Source organism: Rothia sp. HMSC061D12 (assembly GCF_001836735.1).
GTDB lineage: Bacteria > Actinomycetota > Actinomycetes > Actinomycetales > Micrococcaceae > Rothia.
Map to the genome: position 1 here is coordinate 540,984 of NZ_KV830305.1, position 23,656 is coordinate 564,639.

The window sequence follows — 23,656 nt, forward strand, 5'->3', positions numbered from 1 at the left end:
AAGTGGCTTTTCGAAACACATGTGGCTTCTGGGCGGATTACCTCTGGGTGGATTACCAGCGGCTACCAGGGAATAGGCGAATCCTCGTGAGTCTTCACATCGTAGAAAACCTTCGGCAAGACTTCCAGGCTAGAACTGTCAGAGTACTTCGCGCTAAGAATCAGTCGGTTGACTGCTTCGTAGTGCTTCTTACCTGCCTTAATCTTCTGGTTCTCACTGACACGACGTTCTGCCTCGTTGTGGGTGCTCTTTGTTTCCACAACGTAGAAGGTCTTCTTTCCGTCTTCGCCTTCAAAAACGTACGCCCAGTCGGGGTTGTACTTGCCGCGGGGCGTATCAATCTTGAAGTCCGGGGGGAGCTTCATAAAGAACTTGACGGCGGAGTTTGATTCAAGCTTCTGTGCGAACTGGCGTTCCACGTCTGAATCCAGCACCAGGTAGTCGTAGTCCGTCTTTTCGGGCTGTGCTACCTTGTAGAGTTTGTCCAGCGGGTAGTCGTTGCGGTCATTCTGCAGCTGGGCGAGGGCCTCTGAAGCGAGCATCAGAGGCATAGCGGCACCCTCAGTAAGGTAATCGCCACCACCGGTAACGTCATGCCAGAGATTATCTTGCTCCTCGTCCGGTTCAAGCTCTGCGCGGTACCGGGGGGCGGTCCCGGTTTTCTCCATGTAGGTTTCGTCGTCAACGATGCGCGGGCGGAAGACAGCGTTCGAGACAGCAACATCTTCGACAACGCTCTGCAGGATCCTACGCACGGTCACCATGTATTCACCGGGGTTCGCAATGAACTTATCCAGGGTTTCGGAGTTCTTGAGGATATCAACGATGGTCTTGCGAGAGAGATCGGTCGCTTTCTGTAGCTCTGCCACAATATCGGGCAGGGGATATGAATAATCAATCTTTTCCAATCGAGCCGAAGCATCTCCAAGGTTCGTTCCAGTCTTGATACCGGAACGATGTACATCAAGAGCAGACTCTTCAATACGAATCTGGACAGGTCGAATATGCTCAGTTGCCTCACAAATCAGCTCTACTGCTTTATTAGATAAAGTGTTTGAGTCAAGCAGGACGCGGTAGCCGGTGTCCACGGCGATGCGTTCCCAGAGCTCACTAAAGAGCTGACGAGGGAAGTCCGGGTTGAACTTGCGAGGCTCCCCGTTCCTGTTCTTCTCATTTTCGACAAATTTGGTGGTGTTCTGGTTGTCAACGAGAATCTGGATGATTTTGTCTTCGTAAGGTGCGTACTCTTCGGGCAATCTGAGGCTGAAGTCGACCTGGTTCGGGGTGAACGAGCGGGTCGGTTCACCGTCCTGCGTGAGCATTCCGTTCTTAACGAGGACATCAAAAATTTCACCAGACTGGGCAACGCCGAGGGTGTCAGTCGGAGAGACTTCGCCGTTCTGACGCGCGGCAATACCCGCAAAGTCGGTGCGGCGCACACGTCCGATGCTTACGCCGGCTTCGCGGTATTCCTTCTGCAGGTTTTCGGCAAAGTCACGGTACGACTCGTTGGCGATGACGGTCAGGCGTGCGAGATTCGGGTCGGAAATTCGCGTGAGGGTTCCATTGTTGACGCTGACGGGCAGGCGCAGGCCGCGGCCGATGGTCTGGCGACGTTCCATCGCGGTGTTCATGGTGCGGAGCACGCAAATCTGGAAAATATTGGGGTTGTCCCACCCTTCGCGGAGTGCCGAGTGACTGAAGATGAAGCGTACGGGTTCTTCATGGCTAAGCAGGCGTTCTTTGTCCTGCATGATGAGCTCGTAGGCGTCGTCGTCTTCCTTCCTTTCCTGCTTGTCGGTGGAGTCCACGTATTCGCCCTGGGTCTGGCCGCGCTTGGCTTTGAGCTGTGCGAAGTAAGCACTACGGGCGCTCAGAGGGTCGTGCGAGCAGAAGTTACTGGTTCCGGTCATCTGCTCGAGGCGTTCGACTTCTTCAACGTAGATTTCATCGAACCAGCGGGCGAAGTCGCCGTTGGCGTCAAGGTTATTGGTTCCGTCGCCCAGGTAGCTGCGCACGCTATAGATGAAGAAGAGCGAAAGAACCTTAACGCCTTCCTTCTGCAGTATGTATTCCTTCTTGAGATGCTGACGAATGGTTTCACGAATCATGGCACGGTGCACCTGGTCCATGTTTTCATCGCCGAGGGATTCGTAAGGACGGAGCAGGTTTTTACCTTCGATGGCGCTCAGTTCAACGAAGGCATTTTCTTCCCCGTACTCCACACTGATGTGGTTGACTGCGATATCGCCGTAGGCGTCGTTGTTGGTCTTGCTCTTCAAAGATTCACCCTGTTTGAAGGTCTTTTTTTCGCGTTTGATGCCACCCTGCTTAGTTATTGTGGCCAATTCTAGGATGGCTTTGAGGGGCCTCTTTGTCGGGTCAACAGTAATAAAACGAATGTAAGGGGTAGTAGTCATGCCATCGATGAGGACCTCAGCGACGGAAATCTTCTTCACAAGGTTCTGTTGCATGGCGTCTACCGGATCGAGGCGGTAGACGAGGTTGCGGACCTTATCGTGGGTAGCGCTGTAGCGCAGGACAGCAAGGGGGTTAAGCTCTGAAATTGCGATGGTACTATTGTCGCTTTTCATGCGCTGCGGTTCGTCGAGGATGACGACGGGGCGGGTAGCACGAATGTAGTCGATGGGCGCCAGACCGTTGAGGCTATCGCGTTCCCGATAGATGATACGGTCATCTTTTTTGGTGGTGTTGAGTGCGCTGATAGTGGTGATGAGAACCTCGACACCGATACCGGTTGCGAAGGAGTAGACCTCTTCAGGAGTGTCGCCCCTGTAGAAGGTTTCGCGGAGGGACACACCGTGCTGCAGGTACAGGTTCTCAAAGTGCGAGCGCATGGAGTTGATGCTGGTCTTGACGCCTTCACGAATCGCTACGGAGGGTACGACAATAACGAACTTGGTGAACCCGTAGTTCTTGGCAAGTTCGAGGATGCTGCGCAGGTAGACGTAGGTTTTACCGGTGCCGGTTTCCATTTCGATGTCGTAGTGGGGTACACCATCTTCTACTATGAGCTCCACACTATGCTCGAGGTAGTTGCTCTCCTGCACCTTAATGAGGTTGTTGAAAAGGGCTTCACGGTCAAGGTCGAGCTGGTTGTAGACGACGCCGGCGGCACGTGCTGCGAAGAGGGCATCTTCTTCAGTAGCAGCACCTGTGGGGATGATGTTACGGGTAGCTCCGGTGTGCTTCATCTGGCCTTCGAAGAGCGCTACGGTCGATTCAATGGCACGCACCTGGTGCTTCTGTGAGGGGTCGAAGACGAAGCCTTTACGCTGGGGTGCGGGGCTGGGGTTGGAAGGGCTTGCTGCGCCGCGGTATAAGGGGTTAGGTGTGGGGACCTGAGGGTCGGGGTGAGGCATGGCAGTGGTCTTTCGGACGGGGGTCTTTCGGAGTTTGTTTGCTATGAGTGTGGTCGCTGAAGTGGTTCAGGGGTTACGGGTTCTTAGAAGAACCACGGCGGCGGTGAATTGCGGTGTGTTTTCACCGCCGCCGGGTTGTTCTGCAGGGTCCGCGTGAGGAACCTATTCAGCTGTGTGCTGGTGCTTCTAGGCGAAGAGTACGTCTTCGCGGTTGATGCCGTGCTGCTTGGCGAGCTGCACCAGGTTCAGCTTGAGGCTGTCTACGTTGACGTAGTTGTTCTCGTTGGAGAGTGCGTCTTCAATCATGAGCAACTGGACGGGTTCGTAGCCGTAGATTTCACGGAACTTGCTGATGGCCTTTTCCCAGTCTTCAAGGCTCGGGATGGTTGCAGGGTCTTCGGTGGGCAGGTGCGTGAAGGCTAGCGCACCAGATTCAACGGCAAAGAATTTCGTATAGCCGAAGGAGAAGGGGGTCAGTTCCACGTTCAGGGGGCAGCCGCTCTTGAGCAGGAGCTCAAAGAGAATATCGTAGGGGTCGGTGCCGGGTTTGATGCTCTCCCCCAGCTCGTCGAAGAGCTTGTCCAGGTCGTCGGCGCCGATGCTACTGTCAATCTTCCAGCTCTTGAAGCAGCTCTCCCCCAGGGTGAAGGCACGGAAACCGGTATCGAGGGGGTTGTCTGCGGAGCGCTGGGCAATCTGTTCGGCGTACTTTTCATGGACATAGCTAGGAAGATTCCTGAGACGATGACGTACGACATCAGGAATAGTTCGGTCTCCCTGAGAGAACGCTTCGCTTGCCTGATCCAGGTCTTCTCGGAGCTGCACCGCGATATAGCGGCGATTCTGCTGATCAACAATATTCTGTTGTACGACAGCCTGAGCAATAGTTCCAGAACCAGCGAAGAAATCCAGAATAATATCTTCACCAGAGGTGCAGAAAGACATCAAATACTGGATAAGAGCAGTCGGCTTAGGGTAGCTGAAAGGATTCTTGTATCCAAGAATTTCAGTAATCTCACTAGAAGCGCTCTTAGTCGTACCCACTACCTTTGATTCAAGAATAGTGGAGGGAGAAAATGCAGACCGTTCCTTACAATATCGCAGAAGACCCTTTTTATTGAAATAGAATTCAATTACTCTCTGTCCTTTGGAATCAAAAGTTTCATCTCCACGCATCCACTGTTGAATCTGGCTCTTCATAGCCCAACCCGCAGAGACGGTTACGTCTTCGACAAGCCGACCATTTTCAAAACGCATGACACCATCAATTGTCATAGTTTCACTCGTGCCAATAGTTCCGGTGAACTCCGCGTCATCCCCTTCAAACCTCATGCCCGCTTTTAGCGTGAGCGAAGATTCCGGATTGCTCCTTGAGATTTTCTTAAGCGCACTATGATTGATATAGGCGTCTTCGCCGTAATCAAAGAGCTTGAATCCGTTCAAAGAACTACGGTTCTTCGCGTAAACAAGAATATATTCATGCCCAGTACGTACCATTCCAGCAGTCGCACCTGAACGAGGCCAAATAAATGAAACCGGGTTTTCATTCAGAGAATTATGCTGCCCAAAAATCTCATTACAAATAGCCCGAAGATTATCGACTTCGTAATCATCAATAGAGATGAAAATCAGTCCGTCTTCAGTTAGCAACTCGCGTGCCAACACCAGGCGCGGGTACATCATGCTCAACCAATTCGAGTGATACGCGCCCGAGTTTGAGGTATTCATTTCAAAAGCCGTACCCGCCTTCAGCGCACCCTCAGCATCACGAGCGCCAGTTTCAAACTCGTGCTCACGCACAGTCTGCGCAAAACGATCAGAATACACAAAATCCTTACCCGTGTTATACGGCGGATCAATGTACACCATCTTCACCTTGCCACGGTACGCCGTGCGCAAAGCCTTCAGAGTCTCCAGGTTCTCACCCTCAATAAACACATTGCGGGTCGATTCCCAATCCACAGAATCCGAAATCTGCGGGTGAATAGCAGCAGACGTCGGCAACTGCGCCACACGCTGAGCCTCACGCTTACCCGGCCAAGTCAAACCAAACTTCTCAGCACCCCCCCCGCCAGATTCTCATCACCCAGAAGGTTCTGCAGAGCCTCCACATTCAGCTTGCCATCGGCAAAAACTTCCGGAGCCGAAACCTGCAACTGCTCCCACAGATTCGCCCTCATATCCGGAGAAGACAACGGCACACTGCCGAATTCAGATACTTCGCTCATCGTCGATAAACCTTCCATCACATATGCCTCAAACCATAAAAACACGGCACCTACTCGCTGCCGTCCAGTCTCAACATTGACTAGCCGACTACCACAGGAACAACTCTATCCCCATGCCAGAGCCCTAAAACTCCTCGATTCAGCACACTACAAAGATAGGCCAACACAAAGATTTAGGTTTGGGACATACCGTCTAAAATGTACCCTTCTAGTTTCCGACATAACCGCCACGCTGTCCAACGAAACCGTCAAAAAGCGGCCCGGCATGGTCACCCACACCGAGCCGCCTTCCAGCCCGTAAAGAGCCTACTTACTGCTCAACACGCCAACGAATCGTGAACAAGTCCTGAACCGAGCTCGTCGCATCCTTAGACTTCTTCATGCGATCCAGGGTGTCCTCCATGTACACATCAAAGTCAGCAAGCCTCTGCTGCATCCTACGCTCCACCTCACTCACCTGCTTATTCAGCTTTCGAGCCTCCACACGCATCTGCATACGCTTCGACAGGTCAGCCTCACGCCTAGATGCAACAGCCAGCTGACGTTCCTTCCTCAGCAGCTCCAGCTTCTCCGCTTCAGCCTCCGCACGAATATCCTGCGCACGAGCATCCTGAATCTGCCACAAATCCTCCAAGAAACGGCCATTACGCTCATTCACCTCAGCAGCCAGGCGTTCCATCTGCTCCTGAATCTGAGACTCCATACGATCCGCAAACATCATGCCAGCAACAGGGCTCTCACTCACGCAACGCAAAGACATCAGGTCATTCACATCATCAGCAGACAGCGGCTCACCCGAATCAGTGAAACCACCAGCAACCAGATACGACTCCTGCACCAACTGACCCTCAACCGATGCCGTATAGGTCGCCTCACGCAGGCTCAACTCACCCGAAGTACCCACCAACGACTGCGCGTACTTCGAGGGACGTTCCGAAGCCGACACCGAGAACACCAGCTCACGCTGCGGAGTCTCACGGTTTAACGCCGAATCCACCACAAAACGACCCAGCGGCGAATCAAAACGGTACTGACGAGTGTGATTATCCGAATCTTCCTTGAGCGCATACGTGCCAGGGACAATATCGCCGTTCTCAGCATCATCATGAGCAGGCACTTCACGCAAAACAAAACGACGTAAATCATCCGCAAAATCAGCCAAGTCAGCCAGCTCGTGCTTCGTCAACTCCATCAGCAGACGCTCAAAAACACCCAACAGCTCACGCGAACCCTCATCGTAATGCTTGAGCTTATCCTGAACATTCGCGTCCAGGTTCTCAAACACCTTAGAGCTCGTCTCACGCATACCCTCAGCGATCAGATCGGCATTCTCTTCCTCAAGCTCACGGAACGCCTCCTCAATCTCCTCAGCAGTCTTAGCGTTCGCAAAAATAGCACCAATCTTCCTATCAAAATCAGCACCATAAGCGATAGCACCAAGAATCTCATTACTTGCGCCAAAGACACCCGTGAAAATCTGGAACTTATCAGTCAACAGAGACAGCACGCGCGATTCCGCCACATTCTTAGTGTTCAAGAAGTTAATCACCAAAACATCATGCTTCTGACCATAACGGTGAACACGACCAATACGCTGCTCCACACGCTGCGGGTTCCACGGCAAATCATAATTCACCAACAGGGAACAGAACTGCAGGTTAATACCCTCGCCCGCAGCCTCCGTCGCAATCATAATGCGAGCCGAATTACGGAACTTATCAACCAGAGCCTTACGCATATCAGCAGCCTGAACACCGGTGACAAGGTCACTACCCTCATGCTCCTTCAGCCACTCACGGTAAATCTTGCGCTGCTCCTTCGAGGCATTCGAACCGTTGAACAGCACCAGCTCATCACCATAACCAGCCGTAGTCAGAACCTGCTTCAAGTAATCCTGAGTGCGGGTCGACTCCGTAAAAATAATGGCCTTCTCCGGAGCACCAATAGCACGCATACTCTCGAAGCCGCGCTCCAAGGCCTCCAGCAACTTGTAGGCCTTCGCATTCTCCCGAATAGACGCCGCAAACTTCGCCACACGCGACAATTCTGCGGACTCCTTACGAAGCTCCTCCATCTCATGCTCCGTCAGAACGCGGTCCGAGAAGCTATCCGAATCATCCGACAGCTTCAACAGCCATTCGTCATCCGAAGGGCCCCTATCCACATCAGGCGTAGTACACACAAAACTGGTGCTAGTAGGACCGGTAGCAGTGGAATCGGCGCCAGCAGAGTCGGTACCAAGAACCTCTGCACCATCAGCATCAGCCCCAACAGCCGCAAACGAACGAGAAGCCGCCGCAATCTCCTTCTCCGTCAAAACATCAGCCGAAGCAATACTCTGCAAACGCTTAGCCATAGAATCAAGAGTCGTCGCTGCCGCAAACGTAGAAGAACCCAAGCGCTTAAACAGCTGGATAGTCATCAGACTACGCGCCGGCGACATACGCATAAACGTAGAGTTATGAATAAACGACTGCACCATCTCGTACAGCTGCTTCTCCTGCTCCGTAGGCTCAAACTTAAACGTCTCAGTACCACGGTTCGTATAGCGAACATACAGGTTCACGTCCTTACGCAGATGACGCTTCAACAGCATGTTCAAACGCTCACGCAGATCTTCCATCGCCTCTTCATAAGACAACTCATCAGATACGTTAGCGTAGCGAGCACGGAACGCCTTCAAACTATCGAAAAACTCAGGGTCAATCACAGACACCAAGCCATACAGCTCCTCCAGCTTATTGTGCAAAGGAGTAGCCGTCAGCAGAAGAACCTTCTGCGCTGACTTAGCAACCTTCGAAGCCGCCAAAGCAGTCTTCGGCTGCTTCTTACCCGGCAAATAGAAATTCCTCAGGTAGTGAGCTTCATCCAGCACCATCAGATTCCACGGCAACGAAGCCAGACGATTCTCAAAACTCTTCATGAACTGGTACGAGCAGACCAAGACAGACGGCTCACCCTGACGAGCCTCATCAATCACAGTCTTCGCATTCTTAGAATCCACCAGAGTCGCAGGAATCATGAACTTATCCCACAACTCCTGCTTCCACTGCTGACGCAACGACGCCGGCGCCACAATCAAAATATTGCGGCGACGCTCAGACCAGAACTGAGTAATCACAATGCCAGCCTCAATGGTCTTACCCAGACCCACCTCATCAGCGAGGATAGCGCCCTTCATATGGGGAGACTGCAAAGCAAAAAGAGCAGCATCAATCTGATGCGGCTTAGGCTCAACCTGCGCATCAAACAGCAGGCTCGTCAGCTTACCCAGCTCATTATCGGCATAGCTACGGCGCAACTCATGCGCATAAAACTTAGCCTGATAATCGTTAATAGTCGTCACAATAGTACCTTTCGGGTCGCCAGAAGCGGATAGAAAACAGAAAATATACGAAGCCTACAGCCCCATAAAGAAAGAAAAATAAACGCTAGACTCAGCTCTGAATCTAGAAGGAACAGGTTCAAACAGGCAGGTTCAAACGGCCAGAGTGTAGATATCTCGGAGGGCATCCTCAGCCTCGTCTAAAGCGTAGCCACTCTGGCACAACGCCGCACATGAATCACAAAAACGAATCTGAGCCAAAGCCTCACGCTCCGTCAGCTCAGGAAGTCGGTCCATCAGAAACTCACCGTTCTCAGTGAAGAAATCATCAATATTTGAGGCGTCCTGCCCTGCGTAGAACTCGCGAAAATCATCACCGGTGTAGTAACCGCTCAGGTCCATGAGTATCTCTCCTTCGGTTCACTCAGATAACAGACCCCATGGAGCTATGCCCTTGCTCCATACACTCAAAATATATGGAACCCCTGACAAGATAAGCGTGAGAACACCGCTATTGCGATAAATTTGCAGCTATTACGGGAACACCTGTTACTGTCTATACCCCCTGCACGCTAGTTACTTACCAGGCTGACTAATTCCCTGAATAGCTACTTCTGTAACTCAAGAAATTCAGGAAACCGGAAGTATAAGAATTGACCATACATAAACCTTTTCGTGTATGTGGCGGCAGCCCTTGCCGCTACACCCATTATGCCTAAGAGGAGAAAGACGCACGTGCCCGTTCGTCATCGCCGAGCCACTGGCTGTTTCGATAGGTTAGTGTCTTCGCCGTGGGTCTTTAACCCGTAGTTGAAGACACTAACCTATCGAAAGTTCCCCCGCCCTCCCCTATAAACCGCGAAAAGCCACATGTGTTTCGAGAAGCCACCAAAGAAGTGGCTTTTCGAAACACATGTGGCTTCTCAACGTAAGTCAGCGTAGAAAAGTATTTACGCCTCCGAGGGCTTCGCACCCGTCAGGCGGTACGCCTTGTACACGCCCGTCACGTTACGAACCACGTTCAGCACGTGCTCCAGCATGAAGCGGTCACCCAGCTCCAGGGCGAAGCGGTCCACCACGGTACAATCCTCCGAGGTATGCACGCGCGCATCCAGGATGTTCACGCCCGACTCAGAAATCGCACGAATCAGGTCGCTCAGCAGACCCTTACGGTCCAGCGCCTCCACCTGAATCTGCACACGGTACGTAGCGGACGGCGAAGACGCCCACTCAACCGTGGTCACGCGCGGCTCCTCGTCAGCATTACGCATGTTCGGGCAGTCGCGGCGGTGCACCGAAATGCCGTTGTAACGGGTCACAATGCCGATAATGTCATCCGGCGGGACCGGGGTGCAGCAGCGCGCAATCTTCGTCAGCACACCCTCAGCACCCGGCACGACCACGCCGTTATCGCCAATCGCCTTGCGGGTCGACTTCAGCAGCGTCTCGTCAAAGTCGCTGACCTCAACCTCGGGTGCCGGCTCGTCACCGCGGTGCACCTCAACCAGGGTGTCAATAACCAGCTTCGGCGAGATCTCGTGCTCACCAATCGCGCGGTACAGCGACGCCACATCGTTCTTGTGCAGCAGCTGAGCCACCTGAGTCATAATCTCCGGGCTCATCATCTTCTGCAGCGGCAGCTCACTATTACGCATGCTCTTGGTGAGCATTTCGCGGCCTGCGAGTAGCGCCTCCAGGCGGCGTTCCTTCGCGAAGTACTGGCGGATCTTCGTGCGAGCGCGTGAGGAGCGAACGAACTTCAGCCAGTCCTCGCTGGGTCCGGCGTCTTCGTTCTTCGTGGTCATAATCTCCACGGTCGCGCCGGTGGGCAGGACCGTGTGCAGCGGCACGAGGCGGCCGTTGACCTTCGCGCCGACGGTACGGTCGCCGACCTCACTGTGGATGGCGTAGGCGAAGTCCACGGGGGTGGAGCCGTTGGGCAGGGCGATTGCCTCACCGTTGGGGGTGAGTACGACGATTTCGTCGGTGTCGAGGGTGTCAGCGAGCGACTCGTAGAACTTCTCCGACTCCGGGTTGGAGTTCGAAATCTCGGCAATAGACTGCAGGATGCCGACGTTCATCATCGCCGAGGTCTGGGTGCCCGGCTCCTTCGGGTCCTTCGCGGGCGCGCCGCCACGAGCCGCGACCTTCTCGCCGCGCGATGCTGCCTTGTAGCGCCAGTGCGCCGCCACACCGTATTCAGCTTCTTCGTGCATCTTGTAGGTGCGGATCTGAATCTCAAGCGGCAGGTTGCCCGGACCGTACACGGTCAGGTGCAACGACTGGTAGTTGTTGTTCTTCGGGTTCTTAATGTAGTCCTTGAAACGGCCAGTCATCGACGGCCACAGAGACAGCACGTGGCCGAGGACGGTGTAGCATTCCGCCTCTTCCTCGACCATGATGCGCACGGCAAGGATGTCGTTAATCTCGTCGAAGCTGCGGCCCTTCGTCTTCATCTTCTGATGAATCGAATAGTAGTGCTTCGGGCGGCCCGTCACGGTCGCGTCGATGCCCACCTCTTTCAGGCGGTCCGTAATCTTGGTGCGCGCCTCGTTCAGGAACTTTTCGAGGGCGGGGGTGCGTTCGCCGACCATGCGCACCATTTCGGCGTAAATTTCCGGGCTCATGGCGGCGAAGGACAGGTCCTCCAGCTCCCACTTGATCGTGTTCAGGCCCAGGCGGTGCGCGAGCGGCGCGTAAATTTTCAGGGTCTCCTCTGCCTTCTTCGCGGCAGAAGCCTGCGGCACAAAACGCCAAGTACGGGCGTTGTGCAGGCGGTCGGCAAGCTTGATGAGCAGCACGCGGATGTCCTTGCTCATGGACAGCACGAGCTTACGAATCGTCTCGATGGAGGCGTTCTCGCCGTACGTCATCTTGTCCAGCTTGGTCACGCCGTCGACCAGGTAGGCGACCTCCTCACCGAACTCTTCGGTGAGCTGCTCCATCGTGTAGTCGGTGTCTTCCACGGTGTCGTGCAGCAGGCCTGCGGCGAGCACGGGGCCGGTCGCGCCCATCTCCGCAAGAATCGCGGTCACAGCGACAGGGTGCGTGATGTACGGGTCACCGCTCTTACGCTTCTGACCCTCGTGGCAGCGGTTCGCCACCTCGTAGGCGCGCTGCAGCACCTGGATGTCTTCGTCCGGGTGGTAGCGGCGCACGGCACGCACGACCGGCGCAATCATCGGGGAGAAACGGATGGTACCGCCGTGCGAATCGGAGGCTTCCATCTTGCTGCTGCGGCTACCGAAGACCAGGCGGTTCGGCACACGTCCGCCAGCAGCCATGACGCGGTGCGAGCCGCGTTTCTTCTTTGCGTCAGACGAATCAGTTTCAGGCAGAGGAATCGGGCCAGCGGGCCGAACCGCGGGCTTCTCGGCGGTCCCTGCAGGGTTCTCAGCGTTGGTGTTCACGGCAGGTTCTGCACTCATTCCAGGCTCCTTCGGACTCAAGATAATCAGCCGCACACTCAGGTTCCTCATCGTTGAGGGCTATACCGGCCAAACCAGCCATCAGCAGGCTCAAACGCGAGCGCACAGTATCTTCACTTCTTATCCTACCCAGCGGTCTGGAACGCGCCAAACTATGCGACGTTTTAACACGCCCGAGCGCGTTTTCTGAGCGAATATCCGGGTGGATGCACGGGCACGCTAAAGGGGAGCCGACACCTTTCGGTATCGACTCCCCTATCGTTAGCAGCGCCAGTAGCGCTGGCGGAACGTTGGCTAACCGTTCAGGTTCACGCGGTGAATCTCAATGGTTGCACGTGCCGGCTTCTTAGCGGGCTTCTCGGTTGCCTTCTCGTCCTCTGCGGAATCCTCGGACTCCTCAGACTTCGCAGCCTCGGCGGGCTCCTCCGAAGAGTCACCCTCAGCCTCGTCAGCATCCTTGAAGCTGCCGTTCTCCACCTTCGCGGTGTGCTCACGAATCTGAGCCTCACCCAAACGCAGCGAAGCATACAGCGGCGCAGATACGAACAGCGTACCGAACATGCCCACCAGAATACCCACGAACAGCGACAGGGACAGGTCCTGCAGAGTACCCGCACCCAGGATGAACGCACCAATGAACAAGATCGCGCCCACCGGCAGAACACCCACAATAGCGGTGTTAATCGAACGGACCAGGGTCTGGTTCACGGCCAGGTTAATCTGCTCGGCAAAGGTCGTGTCGCGGCGTTCCAACACATCCTCGGTGTTCTCGCGGATCTTATCGAACACCACCACCGAGTCGTACAGCGAGTAGCTCAGAATCGTCAAGAAACCAATAATTGCACTCGGAGTGATCTCGAAGCCGAACGCGGCGTACAGGCCAACCGTCACCACCACGGTGAAAAACAGGCCCGCAATAGACGCCAGCGACATCTTCCAGGTGCGGAAATAGAACGCCATACCAATCAGCGCAAGCACCACAAACGCGACCAGACCCCAGAACGCCTGACGGGTCACATCCGCACCCCAGGTCGGGCCCACAAACGAAGAGGTCACGTCATTCTCAGAGACGCCGTAACCCTCCTGCAGAGCCGCCTTCACCTGCAGAGTTTCATCATCGCTGAGCTTGCTCATCTGGGCACGAATCGTACCCGGCGCAATATTGGTCACGCGAACATCCGAAGCGTCCTTCGCCTTCTCGTGAATAATGCGCTCACCCGTAGCAGTATCAACGTGCGCGGTCTTCGAGACCACGAACTCCGAACCGCCACGGAAATCAATACCCAGGTTGAAGCCGCCACCAACAGCCGGAATCAGAACCGAAACCGCCATCAGCACAGCCGCAAGCAGCAGCCACAGGCGGCGCTTACCTACGAAGGGGTACGAGCGGGCGCCCGAATGCAGGTCATTACCGAAGCGGGCAAAAGCATTAGGTTTCACATCGGTAGCCATGCTTAGCTCTCCTTCTTCTCATCAGAAGCAGACTCGTCAGCCTCAGCGGCAGCACGCTCTGCACGGCGACGCTCAGCAATGCTCAGCTGCTTCTCCTCCGGGCTGCGGAGGCGACCGGCACCACGGTACAGCGGCGTAGCGCCCAGCGACTCAGGCGACAAGCCCGAGTGGCGGTGACCCTCACCGAAGTAACGAGTATTCGCCAGCAGAGTCAGCATCGGGTGGGTGAACAGGTACACGACCACAAGGTCAGCAATCGCAGTCAAACCAAGGGTGAACGCGAAGCCCTTCACCGAACCAACCGACACCACGTACAGCACCACAGCAGCCAGCAGGTTCACAGCCTTCGACGCCAGGATAGTGCGGGATGCACGCTGCCAACCGTGGTTCACCGCCGACGGGATTGTGCGGCCCGCACGGATCTCATCACGGATACGCTCGAAGTAGACGATGAACGAGTCAGCCGTAGCACCAATCGCCACAATCAGACCCGCCACACCAGCCAGGGACAGGCGGTAGTTCAACGCCCAACCCAGCAGCGCAATCGCCTCATACGAAATGATGCCAGCCACAACCAGCGACATCATCGTGACAAAGCCCAGCAGACGGTACTGGAACAGCGAGTAGACAAACACCAGCAGCAGACCAATCAGGCCAGTCAGCAGACCCACACGCAGCTGCTCCGAACCCAGGGTCGCAGAAATCTGCTGCTCCGACTGGATCGTGAAGCTAATCGGCAGGGCACCGTACTTGAGCTGATCGGCGAGAGCCTTCGCCTCCTGCTCAGTGAAGTTACCGGTAATCTGCGGCTTACCGTCAGAAATCACTGCCTGCGACACCGGGGAGGACAGCACCTTGCCGTCCAGCAGAATCGCGAAGCGGGCACGCGGATCATTTGCGTTCTGCGCACGAATCGCGTTCAGGCGAGAAGTAATGTTCTGGAACTTCTCACGAGCAGCATCGTTGAACTGAATGTTCACAGCCCAACGGCCCGTAGTCACGCCCTGACCGGTCGTCTCCTGCGAGTGGCTTGCGGTAGAAATATCGCTACCGCTCAGCTCCACAGGACCCAGAATGTACTTCTCCTGACCGTCAGTGGAGCACGCCACCATCGGCTTAGTCGGGTCCGCACTATCGGCGTCCTCATTGCGTGCCGCGGTGCAGTCCTTCGCCTCGTACTGCTTGTACAGATCCGCAGTAATCCAGTTACGGTCCGAACCATTAGTCGGCTCCGCAGACGGCTTGGGCAGCTTATCGTCCGCAGTGCGGGCATCCTCAGCCACCGCAGTACCGGCACCAGAAAGCAGCACCGGGCGGAACGTCATATTTGCAGACGCCTGAATCAGCTGACGAGTCTCAGCGCTAATCGTTCCGGGAACCGAAACAACCACGTTATTACCCGAGCCGAAGGAGGTGGTAACCTCCGCCTCCGAAACGCCGGCACCATCAACGCGCTGACGAATAATCTCAACCGCCTGGTTCAACTGCTCCTGGGAGACGTTCTCATCCGAAGAGCCATTGACCTTCGGAGAAAGAATCATCTGAGTACCACCCGAAAGGTCCAGGGCGAGCTTCGGTGCCCAAGAACCTCCCGCGTAGGTGGTGCCGAAAATACCGGCAGCCATAACAACCATGAGCAGGACCATCGAGAGGAGCGCCCCTCGCGCGGCTGCAAGCGGTGAACGCTTAGCCATAATGTTCCTTCTTCGTGTGAATAGTATTGAGTGTTCTACAGATTCCGTAACGCGAAAACCCGACGCCGCTCACTGGGCGCCGGGCTCATACGCGCTGAATTACTTAGCAGTATCAGAAGAGGTATCGGAAGCGGGAGCTTCGGATGCGGTAGCCTCGTACGCGTCCTCGGTCAGGGGCGCTGCGGGGGCTTCCTCCTCAACAAGGTTCAGGATCGCGTTCATGGACGCAGTAATCACAACGCCCTCAGCAATCTGAAGCTGCAGCTTGTTGTTCTCAAAGTCAGTGCTGACAACGGTGCCGTAGACGCCGGAAGCAGTCATCACCTGATCACCGGGGACGAGCGCACGTCGCATTGCCTGCAGCGCCTCCAACTGCTTCTGCTGGTTCTTCTTAGCGGAAGTAAAAATCCAAAAAATTGCGCCAAAGAAGACAATCGTCATGACGACGTTGATGAGGAAGTTAAGATCCATGGTCTCACTTTCACATCCGCACCCGTGCCGCTCACCGCGAGGGTTGAGCGTACCAGAAGGTGTGGAATCGTAGATACAGTACGTATCCATCCTACGCGAGAGGATGAGCTTTAGCGCCCCGAACCAGCGTTTTTGTGAGGTTAACCTGAGTTTTGGACTCTCTCGGCGTAATTTTATGTCACTGGTAAAGACCAGCAGAGCCCGGCAGAGCCCAATGGAACCCGACAGCGTCTGCAGAAGAGTTACCGGGGGGCACAGAGTAGCCCGCGGGAGGTTACTACCTCCCACGGGCTACTACAGTGTTATCAGCTGGTGCGGGGCTAAAGCTGATGCGGATCTAGAGCTGAATCTCTGGGGCCTCCAAGCCGAGGTGTTCCCACGCCGCGGGCAGAGCCACACGACCGCGCGGGGTACGACCGATCAGGCCCTCACGCACCAGATACGGCTCGGCAACCGTCTCCACGGTCTCAGTCTCCTCACCCACCGCAATGGCGAGGGTGGACAGACCCACAGGGCCGCCGCCGAACTTGTGAATCAGCGCCTCCAACACGGCGCGGTCCAGACGGTCCAGGCCGCGCGAATCCACCTCGTACATGTCCAGCGCGGTTGCGGCATCGGTCGCGTTAATGCGGTCCACGCCGTTCACCAGCGCCCAGTCACGCACACGACGCAGCAGACGGTTCGCAATACGCGGCGTACCGCGGGAACGACCGGCAATCTCGGTGAAACCCTCGGAGGTAATCTGCATATCCATCAGGCCCGCACTACGGCGAAGCACCAGCTCCAGTTCCTCCACCGAGTAGAACTCCAGGTGACCGGTAAAACCAAAACGGTCACGCAGAGGACCGGGCAACAGACCCGCACGGGTCGTCGCGCCCACCAGAGTGAACTGCGGCAGCTCCAGCGGAATGGAGGTCGCACCCGCACCCTTACCGACCACAATGTCCACACGGAAATCTTCCATCGCCATGTAGAGCATTTCCTCAGCCGGGCGGCTCATGCGGTGAATCTCATCCAGGAACAGCACCTCACCGGGAGTCAGCGAGGACAGAATCGCCGCCAAATCACCCGAATGCTGAATCGCCGGGCCCGAGGTGATGCGCAGCGGCGCCTCCATCTCCGCCGCAATAATCATCGCGAGAGTGGTCTTACCCAGACCGGGAGGGCCCGACAGCAGCACATGGTCGGCGCTACGGCCACGCATCTTCGAAGCCTCCAGCACCAGGGACAGCTGCTGACGCACACGGCGCTGACCCACAAAGTCATCCAGGGACTTAGGGCGCAGTGCCGCCTCAATCATCTTCTCTTCAGGCTCTTCTTCCATCGCCACCAGGCGCTGGGCGGGAGCTGAAGACGCCTGAGTGCCGGGCACCTGACCGGGAAAATACCCGCCGGAAACCAGGGACGCCGCGGGCTGCGGCTCATAGGGATTCTGGCTCATAGAATTCTTCTTTCACAAAAGTTTGAGTGGGATACGTCGAACAGGGCGCGCCGCTTAGTGGCGGCCCACCGTGTTCTGAGTACCCAAGGATGCGAGCACACCGCGCAGAGCCACACCCACCGGCTCAGTCTCTGCGGCAGGGTTGTGCTGCACGTAAGCGTCAATAGCGGCGGAAGCGTCCTTCTCGCTCCAGCCCAAAGAGGTGAGAGCGTCAAGCACCTGCGGCTTCCAGACAATGCCCTGGCTCAGCGGCAGCTCATCGGTCTGGCCATCGCTGAGAATCAGCTTGCCGGCAAGCTCCAGCACAATACGGCGGGCACCCTTCGGGCCAATACCGGGAACCTTCGTGAACGCCTTATCGTCACCGGTCGCCACGGCGCGCTCCACCTCAGCGGCAGTGTGAACACTCAACACCGCCAGAGCAATACGCGGACCAATACCGGAAACCGAAAGCATCATATCGAACACTTCACGCTCGGCAGGCTCCGAAAAACCGTACAGAGTCATCGATTCTTCACGCACAATCATGGTGGTCAGCACGGTAGCTTCCTCACCGGTGCGCAGCTTGGAGAGAGTACGCGCGGTAGCGTACACGAGCATGCCGAAACCGTTCACGTTAATCACCGCATGATCAAGGCCCACCTGAGCCACACGACCGGTCAGGGATGCAATCATTTCTCTCCACCTTTCAACACCGCGCCCCGAATCAGGCTCGCGGCAGTGTGAGGGCACCGGGAACTCCGACACCCACAGAACGCACTCAGAACGCACTCCCCCAGTTCAACGGGGAGACATTACAAGTATATTAGAATATTTCTTCTGAAATCAAGCATATATTCGAACTTCTTAGCGAATACATGCGAGCCAACAGGAGACGGCACACAAGCCCACGAAGGCCCCCTCTAGCGGCGGCACCTCTAGCGGCGGGCGCGCGCCTCCGCCTCCATCCAGGCACGCTGCGCCGGAGTCAACGACCCGCCACGGCGCGCCTGCGCCGGGCGTGAACCCTGGTGAGTCTGCGTCTGGGCCGCCATGTTGATACCCGAACCGATACCGCCGCCACGCCAGCCGTGACAGATCGCAATCGCCAGGGCATCGGCAGCATCGGCGGGCTTCGGCATGGAATCCAGACCCAAAATACGGGTCACCATACGACCCACGGACGCCTTATCGGCGCGGCCGCTACCGGTCACCGCCGCCTTCACCTCCGAGGGGGTATGGAAGAACACTGGCACGCCGCGCATCGCCGCCGCAGAAATCACCGCGCCCGAAGCATGCGCCGTACCAATCACCGTGTTCACCTGCTCCTGAGCGAAGATACGCTCAATCGCCAGGGCATCCGGCTTATAGGTGTCGAGCCAGTGGGAGGCGGCGTTGAAAATCCAGAGAATACGCTGGTCTAGGGACTCCGCCGGGATCGTGCCGGCAACACCCACGTTCACGAAGTGCGCCTTACGGTCGGCGGTCATATCGAGCATGGAGAAGCCGCAGCGGGTCAGACCGGGGTCAACACCCATGATGCGGGTTGCACCCGGCACACGCTCCACGGCAGCGGCAGTACGGTTTTCACGCATGCTATCGCGTGCGGCAGGTTGAGCGGCAGCCATCATCTCCCCTTTCGACAAACTCCCTATAGAATCTCTAGATTCTAGCCCTTCAGAATCCTAGCACCCGGTACCGGGGCGTGCCACGAACACGGTCACCGCGTAAACAATCACCACGAGAACAGTCACCGTGCGCCCCGCGAAAAGTACCCAGCACATCCCCAAAAAAGCCCCAGACGCTAAGAAGCCACTCCCCCAACCAGCCACCCTACGGCGGCTCGGTTAAAGGAGCGGCTTCTTCAAGCATCAGATATCAGAACCTGAGTGATTACTCAGCTGTGATTACTCAGCTTCCAGCTCTGCCATGACCTCAGCAGAAACGTTAGCGTTCGAGTAGACGTTCTGAACGTCGTCGAGCTCTTCAATAGCGTCTGCCAGCTTCATGAACTTCTTAGCACCCTCAGCGTCCAGGTCAACCTGCATGGTCGGGCGGAAGACCGGGTCGTCGTTGTTGTACTCCAGGCCAGCCTCGTCCAGTGCCTTACGGATCTCGGGCAGGTCGGTCGCTGCGGAAACAACGGTGAAGATATCGCCCTCGTCCAGAACCTCTTCAGCACCTGCATCCAGAACAGCCATCAGAACGTCGTCCTCGGTCAGGCCGTCAGTCTTGGTGACCTCAGCAACGCCCTTACGCTCGAACAGGAACGCAACCGAACCCTGGTCAGCCATGGTGCCGCCGTTACGGGTCACAGCCAGGCGAACCTCAGACGCTGCACGGTTACGGTTATCGGTCAGACACTCAATGTACAGAGCGGTACCCTGCGGGCCGCGTGCTTCGTACATGATTTCGGTGTAGTCAATGGTCTCACCGGTTAGGCCAGCGCCACGCTTGATTGCGCGGTCAATGTTGTCGTTAGGAACGGAGTTCTTCTTCGCCTTCGACACAGCCAGGTCAAGAGCGGGGTTACCAGCAATATCAGCGCCGCCCATGCGTGCTGCAACTTCAATTGCCTTAATGAACTTCGCGAAAGCCTTCGCGCGCTTAGCGTCGATAGCAGCCTTCTTGTGCTTAGTAGTCGCCCATTTAGAGTGACCGGACATTCGTATCTCCCTTAGTCAAAACCTCCGTGCGGGCACGGCGAAACGTCCCACGCACCGTACTGTACTCACATAACTATACCGTAGCGGAGGCGCACACCACCTCAAAAAGTGCACGCCACCGCCCGGAATAGGGTGCTAGCGGGGGCGAGACGCAGCCGAAGCGCGTGCCTTCTCCACCAGCGAGTCGTCAATCGTGTTCGGCGTGAACTCGCCAAACTTACGCTTTGCCGCCTGCTCAATCAGGTAGTCCGAAATCTTCGGGTTCTTCGGCAGCAGTGAACCGTGCAGGTAGGTGCCAATCACGTTGTGCACGCGCGCACCCTCGTACGCGTCGGTCACGTTGTTGCCCTCGCCCTTGGTGACGGTCGCCAGCGGGGTGCAGCCCTCGCCCAGGTAGGTCAGACCCGAGTGGTTCTCAAAACCAATCACGGTGCCGAACTCCTCAGACTCCTCAACAATGTTGCCGATCAGGCGGTCATCGCCGCCGACCGTGTGCGCATCAAAAATGCCGATACCCTTCAGCACCTCACCCTCACGGGTGCGGAATTCCTTGCCGAACAGCTGGTACAGGCCACAGATGACGAGCATCGGCACGCCAGCCTCAGCCAGCGAGCGCAGGGTGTCACCGTTCGCGTGCAGGTCGTCCTGAATGACGGACTGACCGGAGTCCTGGCCGCCGCCGCCCAGAATAATGTCAACATCCTGCGGGAAGGGATGACCGGGGTTGTGGTCCAGAATCTGCACGTCAAAACCGTGCGCCTGCGCGCGACGAGCCAACGCCAGGGTGTTGCCCCAGTCGCCGTAAATGTTCATGTCGAGCGGGTACAGCTGCAGGATGCGCAGAGTCTTACCGTTATTCGGGCCTGCCGCGGGGGTGCCCTCAAAAGTGTGAGTTGCCGTCATTAGGAGACCCTCTCAACGTCAGTAATCTTCGCGAGCTCTTCACGCAGAGCCAGCATTGCGGTGTAGGTGCAGAAAATACGCATGGGCGCGTTACCGCTGGAGGCAATGAACTGCTTGAGCGCCTCGGCGAGGTTCTCGTTGACCTCGCCGACCTTCACGCCGTCATGCTCCAGACGCAGCGCCATATCCCAGGCGCGCACGCCCGAGACCATCTGCACGCCGGTGCCGCGCAGGCTGTCGAAGTCAACATCCCACAGCCAGGACACGTCGCGACCGTCAGCGTACTGGTCGTTAATCGTAATCATGGTGGCGTAGTCGTCAGCGTTCGCGCTCGCCAGGGACAGGCGGAAACCGCTCGGGTTCTTCACCAGCAGCAGCTGCAGCGGGCGGCCGTTCACGTTCAGGGTCTCACCGCGGCCGAAGGCGGGAGTAATCTTCGCCAACTCCGCAATGAGCTTATCTTCATCGAGCTTCTCGCCCATAACGGCGCGGGTCAGCGCCATAGCGCCAGCCGCGTTGAAGATGTTGTAAATGCCGTACAGGTTGATTTCGCCGACTCGCTCCGCACCCGCCAGGTCGAACGTAGCGGAAGTGCCGGAGAACGCGGTCAGGGTGACGTCTGCATCGGGCAGGGTCGCCTTCGCGACGGTGCCGCCGCGCATCTCATCATCCGAAGGGAAGTACGAGCGCAGGGACTCATCCAGACCGTAGTACTTAACGGTCACGCCCGGCTGCACATTCTCAGCCAGGGAGCGGATGCGCGGGTCCTCGCGGTTGAGCACCACGGTGTTGGTGGTTGCGGCGGCCACGGTCGCCAGCATGCGGCGGGTCGTGTCAATCTCACCGAAACGGTCCAGCTGGTCACGCAGAACGTTCAGTAGCAGAGCGTAGTCAGGCTTGACAGCCTTGACGAAGTGCACGGCGTGCGCCTCGTCCAGCTCAAGCACAGCAATATCAGCGTCAAGCTTGCCGCCGAGAGTCATCTCGCCCAGCAGCGCCGCGGCAACACCGCGCACAAAGTTCGAGCCGGTGCGGTTCGTGAAAACCTTCAGACCCTGAGCTTCAAGCAGCTGCACAGCCATCTTCGTGGTGGTGGTCTTACCGTTCGTGCCGGAGACAACAACCACGCCGTAGGGCAGCTTTGCGAGCTCTTCAGCGACGAAGTCGGGGTGCAATTTTTCCATGACAAGGCCGGGGAAAGCGGAGCCGCCGCCGCGAAGCTTAGTCGCGGCGCGTACGCCCTGGCCGAGGAGACGAATGAGGGGTTTGGACATGCTTACCATTTTAGTACACGCACACCAGCGGCTGAATGGTCTGCCGGGCTCGTTCGCTCATGCCGGAAGGGGCGGGGATTTGGTACGTGGTAGTGAAATGAGGCGCCGGGGTTTTCGAGCTACGGGCTTTGGAACGGCGCGCAGGGGCTTGGAGCCGTGAGCCCTCTTAGAAGAGCGAGCCCTGCACCCTCACCCGCGTGAACACCTGCGCCGGCTCCACCAGCACATTCCGCCACGCGGCAGTATTCACCAGGAACGCCGCGTCAGCATCGCCGGTGTGGGCGCTCAAAAACTGACCCGCCGCACCCGTGCAGAAGAAACCAGCCGAACCGCTCTCCAGACCAGGTTCACACGGTGCCAGCGGCTCCGGGGACTGCGCACGCAACGCCGCATAGGGGCGGTTCATCGCGAGCGACGGAATCCACGGCTCATCCAGGGCGGTGAGCGGCACCTCCGGCTCGGTGCGCGCCAGCTCAGCGAGCGCTTCGCGGGCGCGGGCGACCGCCTCCTGATGGGCAACACGAAGCTGCGCGCCGGGTAGCGGGTTCGTCCAAGCGCGGTACTTGCTCGCCACCTGCTTGACCTGCGGAATCTTCGCGAGGGCGGTCACGGCGTCCTCGGCGCGGCGAATGGCAAGGCCGTCAGGTGCGAGCGCAATGTAGGTGGCGGTGGCGACCGCCTGCTCATCCAGGCGGCGCGGGGTCGAGTGCAGGGAGCTGGTGCCGACCTTGTGCGTGCCGTCGGGGAAGGTCGCGATGTAGAGGCGGTGCTCCAGCATGGCGTAGGCGCGCATGGATTCGGTGAGCGTTCCGGGGTACAGGTGCGCGCTGTGCAGGGCGGTAAATTCGTCGCGGGCGGTGCAACGCGGGCACTGCTGGCCGCGGTGGATGCGGGTGCCCTCGGGGCAAGGTACGCGGCGGATTCCTGCGGAGGCTCCCCCAGTCTCGGGGGCGGCATCATTGCTCGTGCCGGTGGTGTATCCAGCGCAGTAGCGGTAGAGTTCACCCTCGCTATCGCGCGGAATGCGCAACCCCAGGTAGGCGCCCGGGGTCAACGGAATCTGCACGCGAACCCCGCTCGGGCGGTAAACCTGCGGGGGGCTGCTTTCCTGGATAGGGGCGCTCTCCCCGGCCGCTTGAGATGCCCGGTTATGAGCTCCTTCCGCAACCCCGCCGGACACGACGGGCTCCACCTCGATGAGCGGGCGGCGGTTGGACCAGCGGATTTGCCTCCAGATGAGCAGCTGCGGCGCACCTGCAGAATCACCGGCGGCGGCCTCATTACCGGTAGTGGCATCATGACCAGCGGCAGGCGCAGCAGATGCACCGGGTACAGCCTCGTCGAAAGCCTTCTCAAGCAGGTTGGGGTAGTCCATAGCATTCCACTCTAGCGGACCGAAGTTTCTAGCGGCG

The 23,656-nt window shown here is 57.3% G+C and carries 16 protein-coding genes; all 16 read right to left on the bottom strand.

Annotated features, from left to right (window positions below):
* Positions 1 to 62: 62 nt before the first annotated feature.
* Positions 63 to 3,383, bottom strand: coding sequence for a restriction endonuclease (locus HMPREF2682_RS02100; protein ID WP_049361957.1), 3,321 nt, complete (start codon positions 3,381 to 3,383; stop codon positions 63 to 65).
* A gap of 186 nt (positions 3,384 to 3,569) precedes the next feature.
* Positions 3,570 to 5,429 carry a site-specific DNA-methyltransferase gene (locus HMPREF2682_RS02105; protein WP_049361958.1) on the bottom strand — a complete coding sequence of 620 codons (1,860 nt, stop codon included), beginning with the start codon at positions 5,427 to 5,429 and terminating at the stop codon, positions 3,570 to 3,572.
* Positions 5,426 to 5,611, bottom strand: coding sequence for a hypothetical protein (locus tag HMPREF2682_RS02110; RefSeq protein ID WP_070830935.1), 186 nt, complete (start codon positions 5,609 to 5,611; stop codon positions 5,426 to 5,428). Before HMPREF2682_RS02110 ends, HMPREF2682_RS02105 begins: the two co-directional genes overlap by 4 nt.
* A 310-nt stretch (positions 5,612 to 5,921) precedes the next feature.
* On the bottom strand, positions 5,922 to 8,957 hold the full coding sequence (locus tag HMPREF2682_RS02115) for an SNF2-related protein (protein ID WP_053091081.1): 3,036 nt from the start codon (positions 8,955 to 8,957) through the stop codon (positions 5,922 to 5,924).
* Positions 8,958 to 9,089: 132 nt separating this feature from the next.
* Positions 9,090 to 9,338 carry a hypothetical protein gene (locus tag HMPREF2682_RS02120; RefSeq protein ID WP_049361959.1) on the bottom strand — a complete coding sequence of 83 codons (249 nt, stop codon included), beginning with the start codon at positions 9,336 to 9,338 and terminating at the stop codon, positions 9,090 to 9,092.
* A 548-nt stretch (positions 9,339 to 9,886) separates the two neighbouring features.
* Positions 9,887 to 12,364, bottom strand: a complete 2,478-nt coding sequence (locus HMPREF2682_RS02125) for a RelA/SpoT family protein (protein ID WP_070830938.1) — start codon at positions 12,362 to 12,364, stop codon at positions 9,887 to 9,889.
* 294 nt (positions 12,365 to 12,658) lie between these two features.
* The gene (gene secF / locus HMPREF2682_RS02130) at positions 12,659 to 13,816 is read right to left on the bottom strand and encodes a protein translocase subunit SecF (RefSeq protein WP_070830941.1); all 1,158 of its coding nucleotides are present in this window, start codon (positions 13,814 to 13,816) and stop codon (positions 12,659 to 12,661) included.
* A 2-nt stretch (positions 13,817 to 13,818) separates the two neighbouring features.
* Positions 13,819 to 15,510, bottom strand: a complete 1,692-nt coding sequence (gene secD / locus HMPREF2682_RS02135) for a protein translocase subunit SecD (protein WP_070830944.1) — start codon at positions 15,508 to 15,510, stop codon at positions 13,819 to 13,821.
* A 99-nt stretch (positions 15,511 to 15,609) separates the two neighbouring features.
* Entirely contained in the window at positions 15,610 to 15,981 is a 372-nt protein-coding gene (gene yajC / locus HMPREF2682_RS02140; protein WP_070830946.1) for a preprotein translocase subunit YajC, read from the bottom strand.
* 337 nt (positions 15,982 to 16,318) lie between these two features.
* Positions 16,319 to 17,305, bottom strand: coding sequence for a Holliday junction branch migration DNA helicase RuvB (ruvB, locus tag HMPREF2682_RS02145; protein WP_172855776.1), 987 nt, complete (start codon positions 17,303 to 17,305; stop codon positions 16,319 to 16,321).
* Between the two features lie 171 nt (positions 17,306 to 17,476).
* Complete coding sequence (ruvA, locus tag HMPREF2682_RS02150) at positions 17,477 to 18,097, bottom strand: Holliday junction branch migration protein RuvA (protein ID WP_005505871.1); 621 nt, start codon at positions 18,095 to 18,097, stop codon at positions 17,477 to 17,479.
* Between the two features lie 242 nt (positions 18,098 to 18,339).
* On the bottom strand, positions 18,340 to 18,996 hold the full coding sequence (gene ruvC, locus HMPREF2682_RS02155) for a crossover junction endodeoxyribonuclease RuvC (RefSeq protein WP_049362705.1): 657 nt from the start codon (positions 18,994 to 18,996) through the stop codon (positions 18,340 to 18,342).
* A 312-nt stretch (positions 18,997 to 19,308) separates the two neighbouring features.
* The gene (locus HMPREF2682_RS02160) at positions 19,309 to 20,067 is read right to left on the bottom strand and encodes a YebC/PmpR family DNA-binding transcriptional regulator (RefSeq protein ID WP_005505854.1); all 759 of its coding nucleotides are present in this window, start codon (positions 20,065 to 20,067) and stop codon (positions 19,309 to 19,311) included.
* A 135-nt stretch (positions 20,068 to 20,202) separates the two neighbouring features.
* Positions 20,203 to 20,970, bottom strand: a complete 768-nt coding sequence (locus HMPREF2682_RS02165) for a type 1 glutamine amidotransferase (RefSeq protein WP_070830950.1) — start codon at positions 20,968 to 20,970, stop codon at positions 20,203 to 20,205.
* Entirely contained in the window at positions 20,970 to 22,253 is a 1,284-nt protein-coding gene (locus HMPREF2682_RS02170) for a Mur ligase family protein (protein WP_070830953.1), read from the bottom strand. Before HMPREF2682_RS02170 ends, HMPREF2682_RS02165 begins: the two co-directional genes overlap by 1 nt.
* A 157-nt stretch (positions 22,254 to 22,410) precedes the next feature.
* The gene (locus HMPREF2682_RS02175; protein WP_070830956.1) at positions 22,411 to 23,619 is read right to left on the bottom strand and encodes a hypothetical protein; all 1,209 of its coding nucleotides are present in this window, start codon (positions 23,617 to 23,619) and stop codon (positions 22,411 to 22,413) included.
* Between the last annotated feature and the right edge of the window lie 37 nt (positions 23,620 to 23,656).